We start from the raw sequence: 12808 nt of genomic DNA, 5'->3' as shown, positions 1-12808 counted from the left end.
AGACGCCGCGCTCTACTCATCCACGTCCCAGGAGAACACGTCGCCGGTGCGCTCGAGCGGCGTGAGTGACGTCTTCAGCATCTGTGGCAGCTGCTCGGCGAGCTTTGCCGGCGGCCAGCCGCCGGAGCGGAACAAGGTCCGGATCGGCCGTGGCTGGTTGTAAAGATAGATCTCCGGGCCGCGTGCGCCGAAAATCTGTCCGGTGATGCCCTGCGCGGCGTTGCTCAGCAGGAACACGGTGAGATTGGCGATGTGCTCGGGGCTTTGCACGCGCTGGCGCCGCGCGATCCGCGCCGCCATCTCCGGCGTCTGATTTGGTGTTGCATCGATCATGCGGCTGTGCGCCGCCGGCGCGATCGCATTGGAGCGGACGTTGAACACGCCCATGTCGATGGCGATCGAGCGCGAGAGGCCATGGATACCGATCTTGGCTGCTGCGTAGTTGGCCATGCCGAGGGTGCCGACGAGCCCGGCGGTCGAGGCCATGTGCACGAACGCGCCGCTCTTCTGTTCACGCATATGCGGTGCCGCGGCTCGTGCGACATAGAAACTGCCGTTGAGGTGAACGTTGATCACGTCCTCCCAGTCTTTCGGCATCAGCTTGTGAAAGCTCGCCATGCGGATGATGCCGGCATTGTTGACGACGAGATCGATCTTTCCGTAAGTGTCGCGCGCCGCCTGGACGATCTTCTGCGCCGACTCCCAGCTTGCCACGCTGTCACCGTTGGCGATGGCTTCGCCGCCGGCGGCCTTGATCGCGGCGACCGTCTTCTGCGCTGGTCCGAGGTCGTTCTGATCGGCGCCGAATACCGAGCCGCCCACGTCGTTGACGACCACCTTCGCGCCTTCCTTCGCGAGCAGCCGCGAGATCGCGCTGCCGATCGCGCCGCCTCCGCCGGTAACGATAGCGACTTTCCCCTCGACGATCCCTGCCATTGCTCACTCCCTGGGCCTTTCCGGCTGCTTCTTCTTGGTTGGCGATTTTTCACGCAATGCACAATTGCACATTTCGAGTGCGGTCATGCTGCATACGACGTTCGTCGTAACGGTATATCAAGCTAAGAAGAAAGCAACGGCGGGCGCCCCTCCGATCCGGAGTCGCCACAATGCCCCCGCAAGCCCACCCTTCTGGAGTAGCCTATGTCAGTCGCAGTCGCACATGATGAAACGCAATCGGATGATGGCGAACTCAAGCGTCTGCTCCGCGATGCGACCGCAAGTTTTGCAAGGCGAGGCGGCGTCGAGCGATCGCGCGCGCTGCGCACGACCAGGCCGGGCATGGATGTCGACGCCTGGAAGCAGATGGCCGAACAGGGCTGGCTCGGCATTCTCGTGCCGGAAACCTATGGCGGGCAGGCCCTCGGCTTCGGCGAGATGGCGGTGGTCGTCGAGGAACTGGCAAAGACGCTGAGCCCCGAGCCGGTCGTCGCGTCCTCGGTGCTCTCGGCGACCCTGTTGATCGGAAGCGACAACGACGCGCTGAAGACGGCGCTGCTGCCGAAGATCGCCTCGGGCGAGTGTATCGTCGGTGCTGCGGTCGCCGGCCGCTTCTCGCAGGCTGCCGGTGTGACGGCAAAGACGACAGGCGGCGATGCCGTTCTGAATGGCGTCGCCTATCACGTTTATCCCGCGTTGAGCGCCACCGATTTCATTGTCGCCGCCAAGGGCGTCGATGGTGTCGGGCTTTACCATGTGCCCGCGCATGCGGCCGGGCTCACCGTCAAGGACGAGCTGCGTGTCGACGGTACGTTCTCCGGAACGCTGACGTTCAAGGATGTGAAGACTGCGGGTCTCGTGGCTAAGGGCGCAAAGGCCGAAGCAGCACTTGCCCGCGCGACCGATGCCGCGACCATCATGACCTGCGCCGAGCTGTTCGGCGGCATGAACCAGGCGCTCGAGATCACGCTGGGCTACATGCGCACGCGTGTGCAGTTCGGTAAGCCGATCGGCAGCTTCCAGGCATTGCAGCATCGCGCCGTCGACCTCTGGATTCAAAAGGAGCTGTCGATCGGAGCGTTGGCGGACGCCGTTCGCACCCTTGATGATCCAAAGGCAACGGCCGAGCAGGTCAGCATGGCTGCGAGTCGCGCGAAATCCCGCCTGGGAGACGCGGCGCACACCATCGGCCGCGAGGCGGTAAAGCTGCACGGCGCGATCGGCTTTACCGACGAATACGATGTCGGCCTTTATCTGCGTCGGGCGATGGCGCTGAACGCCTGGCTCGGCAACCCGGCCGAACACCGCCGCCGCTATGCCACGCTGCTGCAGAAGACCGGCGGCGAGGCAGCGAAGAAGCGGGAGAGCGTGCCGTTCTCCACGGTTTTCCTGCAGGACGACAAAGCCGACGTCGACTGGAATTCGTTCAGTGACGAGGAATTCCGCGCCGGCGTGTTCGCATGGTTCGACAAGAACTATCCGCACGACATGCGTCACACCGGCCGTCGCGGCAGCGCGCAGGAAATGAGCGCGTGGATGAAGACCATCGCGCGCAAGGGCTGGATCGCGCCAGCCTGGCCGACCAAGTGGGGCGGCATGGGCCTCTCGCCCGCCAAGCAGATCATCTACATCGAAGAGCGCGAGCGCGTCGGCGTGATGCGCGACCCGGACATGGGTATCGTCATGTTCGGCCCGATGCTCATGCGCTGGGGCAGCGACGAGCAGAAGCAGAAATACCTGCCGCGCATCGTCGCCAACGAAGACATCTGGTGCCAGGGCTATTCCGAGCCGAATGCCGGCTCGGATCTCGCAAGCCTGCAGACGACCGCGGTGCTCGACGGCGATCACTACGTGATCAACGGCTCGAAGATCTGGACTTCTTCCGGCCACTGGGCCGACCACATGTTCCTGCTCGCGCGCACCGACAAGGATGCGAAAAAGCAGGAGGGCATCACCTTCTTCGTGCTCGACATGAAGACGCCGGGGTTGACCGTGCGGCCGATCATGAACATCGGCGGCCATGAGGAGTTCGCCCAGGAGTACCTTGAGAACGTGCGCATTCCGAAGGAGAATGTGGTCGGCGAGGTCAACAAGGGCTGGACAGTCGCGAAGAGCCTGCTCGGCTTCGAAAGGCTCAATTCCGGCAGCCCGCGTCCGGCGCGCGCCGCACTGATGGCGGTCGAGAGGCTTGCGAAGGCCACCGGCGTCTGGGATGACGCCGAATTCCAGGCCAAGTATGTGCGAGTTTATCTCGACATCGCCGATCTCTCCACCGCGTATCAACGTTTCGCCGACATCATGAGCCTCGGCGACAGCCCGGGTCCGGAGCTGTCACAGCTGAAGATCATCGTTGCCTCGGCTACCCAGCTCGCCAGCGAGCTATTGATGGAGACAGCAGGCGGCGCCGGCGCCAATCTCGGTTACGAGGCCGTCGACGGCGACGCAGTCAACCTGACCGGTGCATTCTTCGGCCATTTCGGCGCGATGATCGCGTCCGGCACCAACGACATCCAGCGCAACATCATCGCCAAGCGGATCCTGAACCTGCCTTAATGGAGGTGTGGGAGATTGCGGCCTCATGCAGACCGATAACTTCGATGAAGACCTGAAATTCACGGTGCAGCGTCCGCCGGCCTATGGGGAACTGACGGACGTATTGCCCGGGCTCTACTGGGTGCGGCTGCCGGTGCCGCTCAGGCTCAATCACGTCAATTGCTGGCTGCTCGACAACGGTCCCGGCTGGACGTTGATCGACTGCGGGATGAACACCGACGACATCTTCGAGATCTGGGACAAGTTGTGGCGCGGCCTTCTACGCAGCCGGCCACTGCAGAACCTCACCCTGACGCACGCGCATATCGATCACATCGGCTTCGCAGGTCAGCTCGTGAAGGAGTCGAACTGTGCAGTGCGGCTTCCGTTTGCCGAATGGCTGAACGGCTGGATGATGTGGCACGAGCGCGAAGAGGGGCTGACGGACCAGTTCGCCTCTGTCATGAAGCGCAACGGCGCCTCCGACGAGGAGGCCGCGGCGATCATGGCGGCGCAGCGGCCGTCGAAGTATCTCGGCTTACGGCCGCCGCGCGAGTTCACCCGCATCAAGGACGGCGATGTCGTCACCATGGGCGGCCGGGAATGGCGCGTCATCACGGCGGGCGGCCATTCGCCGGAACACGCTTCATTCTACTGCGACAAGGACAAGATCCTGATCGCAGGGGATCAGGTCCTGTCGCACATCACTCCGTCTGTCATCGTGCCGTCGGCGCAGCCGGACGCCAATCCGATGAAGGACTATCTGGATTCACTCGCGCGCTTCGAGGAACTGCCCCCAGACACACTGGTGTTGCCGTCCCATGGCCTGCCGTTTCGCGCGCTGCATACACGGTTGAGACAGCTGCGTGAGCACCATCAGGCGCGACTGGACGACATGGCCTCGTTCGTCACGGAAAGAACCAGCGCGTTTGCCATCGCCCAGGAGGTGTTTCCCCGCGTCCTGCACGAGAACCCGCGCCAGGCGTTCGGCGAGGCGCTCGCCCATCTCAACATGCTCGCCTCAACGGGCAGGCTGACGCGGGATGTAGACGCGACCACCGGCGCCGTGACGTTTGCGCCGGTGTAGCATTTGTCGTGACGAACTGTAGCCCGGATGAGCAAAGCGATATCCGGGTCTGACTCTGCGGGTCACGTTCCCCGGATATCGCTTTCGCTCATCCGGGCTACGGTCTGAAGCCGAGCCGTTACGCGCCCACCTGCTTGAAGCGCTGAACGTTCGGCTTTCCGTCCATGAACGCGCCCATCGCGCGGCCGAGCGTCTTGAAATATTCGGTGCCGCGGTGCGCCTCCAGCGCGGCCTGATCGGCATAGCGCTCCATGAACACGTAGGTGTTCGGCTCTTCGCCGTGATAGAGCTGATACAGCAGGCAGCCCTTCTCGTTGTCGTTGACCTTCTTGACAAGCTCGGTCGCGACCTTCTCGAATTCCGCGCCCTGGCCGTCCTTGACCTTGATCGTTGCGACAACACCCAGCATCGACGTGACTCCCTGATTTTGTGGGCGTGATCTTTGCGAAATTCTCTAAAGGATGCAACAGCGCCTGCCTTACGACATGGGACCATGCGCGCACGCATGATCGATTTCGAAAATCGGTGGGTTCGCTGCCTCTGGCGCGGCAAGTTTGGATGCGTGTAGAGTGCCGCCTAACGACAGCCGCAAAGGCTGCTGCCATGGGGAGGGTCAATGGATCTCTCGCTTTCCGACGAACAGCGACTTTTGGGCGACGCTGCAAGCCGCTTCATTGCCGGCCGCTACTCCTTTGAAGCCCGCCGGACCATCCTGCAATCAACGGAAGGCTTCAGTCGCGAAATCTGGCGCGAATTCGCCGATCTCGGCTGGCTCGGATTGTCGGTGCCGGAGGAGTTCGGCGGCCTTGGCGCGGGCGCCGTTGAGACCGGCATCGTAATGGAGGCACTTGGCCGCGCGCTCGTGGTCGAGCCGTATCTGGCCACGGCGGTCATTGCTGTGCCGTTGATCGCCGAGCTTGGTTCGCAGCAACAGAAGGCGGAGCTGCTGCCGCCGATCGTCGCCGGCAAGTCGCGGCTCGCCTTCGCGCAAGCCGAGCCGCAGGCGCGGTTCGCGCTCGATGATGTCGCTACGAAGGCAGTACGCACCAGCGTTGGCTGGCGTCTCGAAGGCCGCAAGGATGTCGTGCTTGGCGCGCCATGGGCGGATCATCTGCTGGTCGTCGCGCGCATCTCGCCCACGCAGCGGGATCGGTCGGGTATCGGCGTGTTCGTTGTGCCGTCGAGCGCTGCGGGCATTGTGCGGACGGACTATCAGACACTCGACGGCGGGCGCGCCAGTAACATCGTCTTCAGCGAGGCCGCGGTGCCGACCGACGCGCTGCTGGGCGGCAGCGAGCACGCGCTGCCTGCGATCGAGAAAGTGACGGACAACGCCATTGCCGCGATGGCCTCCGAGGCGGTCGGCTGCATGCAGGTGCTGCTCGAGACGACTATCGCCTACACCAAGCAGCGCATTCAGTTTGGCAAACCGCTGGCGGACAATCAGGTGCTGCGTCATCGCATGGCGGCGATGGCGGTCAAGATCGAAGAGGCGCGCGCGAGCGCGCTCAATGCAGTGTTGGCGGCCGACGCCGATCCTTTGACGCGCGCACGTGCGGCATCCAGCGCGAAGGTGAAGGTTGGTCGGAGCGGGCGGTTCGTTGCCGAGCAGGCGGTGCAGCTTCATGGCGGCATGGGCGTGACCGAGGAACTGAACGTCGGTGCCTATTTCAAGCGCCTGATGGCGATCGACATCATCTTTGGCTCTCCGGAATTTCATCTTCAGCGGCATGCGCGGCTGTCGCGCCAGCAGGCAGCTTGAGGAGGCGCCGATGGACCTGTCGTTCTCCAAGGACGAACTCGCATTCCGCGATGAGGTGCGTGACTTCATCGCAAAGAACCTGACCGAGGAGGCGCGGCGCGGACAGCGCCTCACGCCCTCTGCACTGTCCGAAAAGGCTGTGTTCGGAAGCTGGCACGCTGCGCTCTACCGCAAAGGGTGGGTCGCGCCCTACTGGCCGAAAGAGTATGGCGGCGCCGGGTGGACGCCGGCACAGCGCTATATCTTCGAGAGCGAACTCGGCCTCGCCGGCGCGCCGCGGCTGTTGCCGTTCGGTATTCACATGGTTGGACCGGTCATCATCAAGTTCGGCTCGCAGGTGCAGAAGGACTACTATCTGCCGCGCATCCTGTCCGGCGAGGACTACTGGTGCCAGGGCTATTCCGAGCCTGGCTCCGGGTCTGACCTCGCGTCGCTGAAGACAAAAGCCGTGCGCGACGGCGATCACTACGTGGTCAATGGCACAAAGATCTGGACCACGCATGCGCACTTCGCCGATCGCATGTTCGCGCTGGTGCGTACCGCCGACACGCCCAAGCGGCAGGAGGGTATCAGCTTCCTGCTGATCGACATGAAGACGAAGGGCATCTCCACGCGGCCGATCATCACCATCGGCGGCGATCATGAGGTCAACCAGGTGTTCTTCGACGATGTGCATGTGCCGGTCGAGAACCGTGTCGGCGAGGAGAATAAGGGCTGGACCTATGCGAAATACCTGCTGGAATTCGAGCGTGGCGCTGGCTTCAGAGCGAGCGGTTTGCGCCGGGAACTGAAAGAGCTGCGCGAGCTGATTGCCCGCGATAGGGCCGGCTCGGTCGCGGGCGACGAAAGCCTGGCGTCGCGCCTCTCGGAGATCGAGATCGACATCGATGCGCTCGAGATGATCGAGCTCAAGCTTCTTTCGGATGTGCAGGCCGGCCGCAATCCTGGGCCGGTCTCGTCGGTGCTGAAGCTGCGCGGTACCGAGGTCTTCCAGGCCATTACCCGGCTTGGCGTGGACGTGATCGGCCACAACGCGCTGGTCTGGGAACCGCGGCGACCGCTCTATGGTCTGAACGAACCCGCCGTGCTGCCGGAGGAAGAACTGGCGATCCTGCCGGCGCATCTCGACGGCCGCGCGCACACGATTTTCGGCGGCACCTCGGAGATCCAGCACGAGATCATCGCCAAGCAGATGTTGGGGCTATAGCCTCGCCTGCTATGGCGACGACGCCCCGGCTCCGCGCGAGCTGTTGCCCACATGCAAAAACGCCGCTCCGAGGAGCGGCGTTTTTCAGATCGCACAGCGTGAAGCTTAGTTCGACGGCATATAGTTCACCGACAGCCTGTTGTCGGTGGGCTTGCGCTCGGCCGGCTTCTTTGCGGGTTTGTCGTCGGCGAGGAAGCGCGCCAGCTTGGCCTTGATGCTTTCCTTCACAGTCTCGGGGCCGCGGTCGCTCATATCGACATGCTGGAATTCTGTCTTAACCAGCTCGATACCAGCGTCGTCGCACATCTCGTCGGTCGGCACGACACCCGGATCAGGCTTCCAGTCCTTCGACCGGAACGACAGAATCCGCGACTTGCCGGACATCAGGAACGGCACGCGCAGGTTATCCAGCGTGACGATCTTGGTCACGATCTCCGGATTGTGCCCGGCGAAGAACATGGAAATGTCTCCGCCATTGGAATGGCCCAGCATGGTCAGCTTCGTGTAGTCGAGGTCGGGATAGCGCCGCTTCACTTCGTCGAGCGCGAAGAAGATGTTCTTCACGCCACGCTCGTACATCGGCATCCGGCCGACGAACGGAAAGCCGACCTGCGACAGCGGCGCGTCGCCCGGCAGGTCGTGCTGGATGCTGGCAACGAGATAGCCTTGCGTGGCGAGCACGTTGGCGAGGAACTTGTACTCGTTGTGATTGACGGTGTAGCCGTGGTTGACGATCGCCACACGCGGCTTGAAGCCGAACATCTTCTTCAGCTCGGCGCGGCGGCTGATCGAAATCTCGACCGGCACATCGCGGTCGCGCGACGCGTCATGCAACGCCAGGGATTCTTCCCTAACGTCGAATTTGGCTGCGAAGATGTAACCCCCGACGACGGCGGCGGCAACGGCGGCAATTCCCAACGAAAGCAGTCGTGTCCTGCGTTTCATCGCGTCCCTCAGCCACGGGCCCTCTCTGCGGCCCTTCACCCGGTTAGTATCTATTGAGAACGCCGGCGTTGTCCAGAATATCGGTCACAGTTCAGTGACGCGTGAGCAAACATTTTATGACTATTCGCAGTTCATTGTGCATCGCAAACGAGCATTCTGCGCGGAATCGTACAGTTTCACTCTATTGCTGCACCGCACGCGATCGCCCAGTCGGGGATACCGCCTGAAAGGAAAAAGGCGGCCGCGCCGGAGCCGGTCGTCGTTATCGCCTGTGTGATATCGTTTTCGGCTATGGCCGCGCGTCAGGCGCAAGTGCGGTGTTTCTGACGTTCCGATCACCCGTGCTGCAATCTCCTTCATCGGAACGTCAGAAACATAAACCGCACTAGAATTGTAAGATTGCTAGTGTCCTTTTTGTTTCTGACGCTCGCACGTAGGACTCGCAACTAGGTGATGCGAGCGTCAGAAACAGGACACTGGTCTCAAGGAGGTTCGCATGCGCCCAGAAGACATTCGCGCGGACAGATCGCGTCCGTTTACCGGAGCGGAGTTTCTGGAAAGCCTGCGGCAGGGCCGTGAGGTCTATATCAATGGCGAGCGGGTGAGGGACGTCACGACGCATCCTGCCTTTCGCAATTCCGCGCGCTCGATCGCAAGGCTCTACGACGCGCTGCACGATCCAGCGACCAAGGATGTGCTGACTGCGCCGACTGACACCGGCAGCGTCGGCTACACCCATCGCTTTTTCAAGGCGGCGCGCTCGCGCGAGGACTTGAGGGCGCAGAAGGAGGCGATCGCGGTCTGGGCGCGGAAGACGTACGGCTGGATGGGGCGCACGCCGGATTACAAGGCGTCGCTGATGAACACGCTCAGCGTCAACGCAGAGTTCTACGGCAAGTTCGCGGACAACGCACGCGCCTGGCACAAGCGCGCGCAGGAGCCGGTGCTGTTCATGAACCATGCGATCGTCAATCCGCCGGTGGATCGCTCACTTCCGACCGACCAGGTCAAGGACGTGTACGTAACGATCCAGAAGGAGACCGATGCGGGTATCATCGTCTCGGGCGCCAAGGTGGTGGCCACCTCGGCGGCGCTGACCCACTACAATTTCCTCGGCCAGAACGCGGCGACCGCGACTGACGATACCGATCTTGCGGTGATGTTCATGCTGCCGATGGATGCGCCGGGCGTGAAGCTGTTTTGCCGCAACTCCTATGAGGAGATCGCAAGCGCCGTCGGCACGCCGTTCGACTATCCGCTCTCCAGCCGCTTCGACGAGAACGACGCAATCTTCGTGCTCGATAATGTGCTGGTGCCATGGGAGGACGTGTTGGTGCATCGCGACGTCGATCGCATCAAGATGTTCTATCCGCGCTCCGGATTTCTCGAAGGCTTCTGTTTCCAGGGCTGCATCCGCTACGCGGTGAAGCTCGACTTCATCGCCGGTCTGGTGGCCAAGGCCCTGCACACGACCGGCGGCGATGTCTTCCGCGGCAACCAGGCGATGCTCGGTGAGATCGTCGGCTGGCGCAATCTGTTCTGGTCGCTGGCTGATGCGATGGCCAATGATCCAAAACCATGGATCAACGGGGCGGTGCTGCCGAAGCTGGAGGCGGGGCTGACCTATCGCCTGTTTGGCGGCGATGCTTATGGCCGCATCAAGGAGATCATTGAAAAGATCGTCGCGTCCGCGCTGATCTACCTTCCGTCATCGGCGCGCGACTTCGCCAACCCGCAGATCGAGCCGTATCTGGCGCGCTTCGTTCGCGGCGCGAACGGCATCGGCCACCGCGAGCGGATCAAAATCATGAAGCTTCTATGGGATGCCATCGGCTCCGAATTCGGCGGGCGCCACGAGCTTTATGAACGCAACTATGCCGGCAACCACGAAGAGATCCGCCTGCAGGCGCTGATGTCTGCACAACGATCGGGACAGATGCAGAAGATGCAGGATCTGGTCGATCAATGCATGGCCGACTACGACGAAGGGGGCTGGACGTCGGAAGAGTGGATCGGACCCGAGCGCGATCAAGCGCGCGCCGCGGAGTAGCGCGCCGGACAGACCGGATCGTGAGAGCTTTCTGTCCGTCGGGTAGCGCGGCGTTATCGTCTGATTAACGAAGCCCGGTCATTGTTCGCGCCATGACCGATCCGACCGATGCCCGCTCCAAGGCCGAAGCCAGTCTCCGCCTTGCGGAACTTGCCAAGACGCCTCGGGCGCGCGAGCTTTTCAAGCAACTCGCGGAAGAATACGAGAGTCGCGCCAGGGCGGAGATCGACCCTTCGGCGGCCGTCCACGCTGAAGCGGCGCCGCCGCTGGTGCCGGCCGCACAGCTCTCACCAACTTTGTCGTCCGTGACGGTCGGCTCGGCGCAAGCGGATGCTCCGCTGACCGAGACTGAGCGGTGGCTTGCCGGTCTCAAAGCCACTCGCCTGGACTCTTGACCGTCCACTTACGTAAATCGCGGCATCACCTTGGTCCAGAACGCCTCGGTCGACTTCATCAGCGTCGCGTGCGGAACGAGCGCGTTGTAGGTGTAGCAGAACAGCCAGTCGACCGGCTGTCGTTTCATATTGACCTCCAGCGCCCGCGTCACGGTGTCGACCGTGCCGACCAGGGCATAGCCGTGGTCGACGGTTTCCTTCGCCGACGGAAACGCCTTCGTCGCCGGGTCCATCAAGCCTTTGCGGAAGCCAAACGGCTCGAACCAGGCTTTGCCCGAGAAGCGCCCCGAATCTTCCCAGAGCTTCATTGCCTCCTCGTCGGAGTCGCAGATGATCACGTCGCGCAGCAATCCTGTGCCGTGGCCGCGCGGCTTGCCGGATACCTCGGCGTAAAGATCGTAAAGCGGCGCCTCATAGGCCGGATGCATCGGCGGCAGGATCGCGGTGACACCTTCGGTCGCCGCCCAGCGGATGCTGTTCGGCGATGACGCGAAGGGCAGGAACACCGGCGGATAGGGTTTCTGCAACGGCTTCGGAACGACGCCGACCGCCTTCAGCATGCCGTTCTCGACGCCCTTGCCGTATTTCGTCGTCGTTTCGAGATCCCAGGGCGTGGCCCCGGCCGGAACCTTCCAGAACTTGCCGTCGAAGGTCAGCATCTCCTCGGTCCAGCACTTCTTGATGATCTGCCAGTTCTCCTCGAACGCTTCGCGATTGACCTTGTCGATCTCGTCATGCTGGTGCGGCAGCGTGCCCGACACGCCATGGGTCTGCTGCGCCATGATGTCGACCCAGCGGCGCTGGTAGCCGCGCGCAAAACCGGCGCAGGCCCGCCCGCCTGTCATGTGGTCCAGCATGGCGATGTCTTCGGCAACGCGGATCGGGTTCGCTGCAGGTAGCACGATGCCGAGCTGGCCGACGCGGATGCGCTTCGTCTGCATCGCAAAGTACAGATCAAGCAGCACGGGATTGTTCGAGAGCTCGAAACCCTCGATGTGAAAATGGTGCTCGGTGAAGCTGACGGAATCATAGCCAAGGTCGTCGGCGAGTTTCACCAGCTCGGTCAGTTCCTTCAGCATCTTCTGGTAGAGCTCGGGCCGCATCGCGGCCATGCCGGCTTCGATGTCAGCGCGGGAGCCAACACTTGGCAGGCAGAAGATCGAGGCTTTCATGTTCCTGGCTTCCTTCCCTCATTTTGTTGGTTGCGCAACAGTAACCGACCTTCGGCGGGATTGGCATTTCCGATTTGCGAGATAGGGTCTGCCATGCGACATTGATCCGACGAAAAGACCAGACAAAAATGTGGTCTGTCTTCCAAGAATATCCGGATGGAAATCATGCGTGAGATCGGTCATTTCATCGGCGGCAAGCAGGTCAAGGGTTCCGGCCGGACCGCGGAGGTGTTCAACCCCGACACCGGCGAGGTGCGCGCGAAGGTGGCGCTCGCATCGAAGAGCGAGGTCGAGCAGGCGATCGCGAACGCACAGGCTGCGCAAAGGGAATGGGCCGCGACCAACCCGCAGCGCCGCGCCCGCGTGCTGTTCAAGTTCCTCGAGCTGGTCGCCAAGGAGAACGATTCACTCGCTGCGATGCTCTCCTCCGAACACGGCAAGACCATCCCCGACGCCAAGGGCGACATCCAGCGCGGCGTCGAGGTGGTGGAGTTCGCTTGCGGTATTCCGCATCTGTTGAAGGGCGAATACACCGAGGGCGCGGGTCCCGCGATCGACCTCTACTCGATGCGCCAGCCGCTCGGTGTCGTCGCCGGCATCACACCCTTCAACTTCCCGGCGATGATCCCGATGTGGAAGTTCGCCCCCGCCATTGCCTGCGGCAATGCCTTCATCCTGAAGCCGTCCGAGCGCGATCCGTCCGTGCCGATGCGGCTCGCAGA

11 protein-coding genes are annotated in these 12808 nt (G+C 62.6%); 7 read left to right on the top strand and 4 right to left on the bottom strand.

Annotated elements, in window-relative coordinates; all coding sequences use genetic code 11:
- Window positions 1–12: 12 nt before the first annotated feature.
- Window positions 13–936 carry an SDR family oxidoreductase gene (locus RCO31_RS24120; protein ID WP_308971105.1) on the bottom strand — a complete coding sequence of 308 codons (924 nt, stop codon included), beginning with the start codon at window positions 934–936 and terminating at the stop codon, window positions 13–15.
- A gap of 204 nt (window positions 937–1140) precedes the next feature.
- Between RCO31_RS24120 and RCO31_RS24115 the strand changes: the two genes are divergently transcribed.
- Both RCO31_RS24115 and RCO31_RS24110 read left to right on the top strand, forming a co-directional pair.
- Complete coding sequence (locus RCO31_RS24115; RefSeq protein ID WP_308971103.1) at window positions 1141–3489, top strand: acyl-CoA dehydrogenase; 2349 nt, start codon at window positions 1141–1143, stop codon at window positions 3487–3489.
- Window positions 3490–3514: 25 nt separating this feature from the next.
- Window positions 3515–4555 carry an MBL fold metallo-hydrolase gene (locus RCO31_RS24110; protein WP_308971102.1) on the top strand — a complete coding sequence of 347 codons (1041 nt, stop codon included), beginning with the start codon at window positions 3515–3517 and terminating at the stop codon, window positions 4553–4555.
- A 118-nt stretch (window positions 4556–4673) separates the two neighbouring features.
- Here RCO31_RS24110 and RCO31_RS24105 read toward each other — a convergent pair whose 3' ends face one another.
- Complete coding sequence (locus RCO31_RS24105; protein ID WP_308971101.1) at window positions 4674–4964, bottom strand: putative quinol monooxygenase; 291 nt, start codon at window positions 4962–4964, stop codon at window positions 4674–4676.
- Between the two features lie 207 nt (window positions 4965–5171).
- Here RCO31_RS24105 and RCO31_RS24100 point away from each other — a divergent pair, with 207 nt between their 5' ends.
- Together RCO31_RS24100 and RCO31_RS24095 are read left to right on the top strand one after the other, a co-directional pair.
- Window positions 5172–6317 carry an acyl-CoA dehydrogenase gene (locus tag RCO31_RS24100; protein ID WP_308971100.1) on the top strand — a complete coding sequence of 382 codons (1146 nt, stop codon included), beginning with the start codon at window positions 5172–5174 and terminating at the stop codon, window positions 6315–6317.
- A 10-nt stretch (window positions 6318–6327) separates the two neighbouring features.
- Complete coding sequence (locus RCO31_RS24095) at window positions 6328–7524, top strand: acyl-CoA dehydrogenase family protein (protein ID WP_308971098.1); 1197 nt, start codon at window positions 6328–6330, stop codon at window positions 7522–7524.
- A 105-nt stretch (window positions 7525–7629) separates the two neighbouring features.
- Here the strand turns inward: RCO31_RS24095 and RCO31_RS24090 are convergent, their stop codons facing one another.
- On the bottom strand, window positions 7630–8469 hold the full coding sequence (locus RCO31_RS24090; RefSeq protein ID WP_308971097.1) for a serine aminopeptidase domain-containing protein: 840 nt from the start codon (window positions 8467–8469) through the stop codon (window positions 7630–7632).
- Between the two features lie 496 nt (window positions 8470–8965).
- On the opposite strand from RCO31_RS24090, the gene RCO31_RS24085 reads away from it, so the two are divergent.
- Entirely contained in the window at window positions 8966–10519 is a 1554-nt protein-coding gene (locus RCO31_RS24085) for a 4-hydroxyphenylacetate 3-hydroxylase N-terminal domain-containing protein (RefSeq protein WP_308971096.1), read from the top strand.
- A gap of 92 nt (window positions 10520–10611) precedes the next feature.
- A complete protein-coding gene (locus RCO31_RS24080) occupies window positions 10612–10914 on the top strand; it encodes a hypothetical protein (protein WP_308971095.1) in 303 nt (100 codons plus the stop codon).
- A gap of 8 nt (window positions 10915–10922) precedes the next feature.
- Here the strand turns inward: RCO31_RS24080 and RCO31_RS24075 are convergent, their stop codons facing one another.
- Window positions 10923–12086, bottom strand: a complete 1164-nt coding sequence (locus RCO31_RS24075; protein ID WP_308971094.1) for an LLM class flavin-dependent oxidoreductase — start codon at window positions 12084–12086, stop codon at window positions 10923–10925.
- A 165-nt stretch (window positions 12087–12251) separates the two neighbouring features.
- Between RCO31_RS24075 and RCO31_RS24070 the strand changes: the two genes are divergently transcribed.
- Window positions 12252–12808, top strand: a 557-nt coding sequence (locus tag RCO31_RS24070; protein WP_308971093.1) for an aldehyde dehydrogenase family protein, incomplete at its 3' end; no start/stop codon positions are given.

This window comes from Bradyrhizobium sp. LHD-71, from assembly GCF_031157255.1.
Lineage (GTDB): Bacteria > Pseudomonadota > Alphaproteobacteria > Rhizobiales > Xanthobacteraceae > P52-10.
The sequence above is the reverse complement of the archived record's forward strand: the minus strand, read 5'-3'. Positions and strand labels throughout refer to the sequence as shown.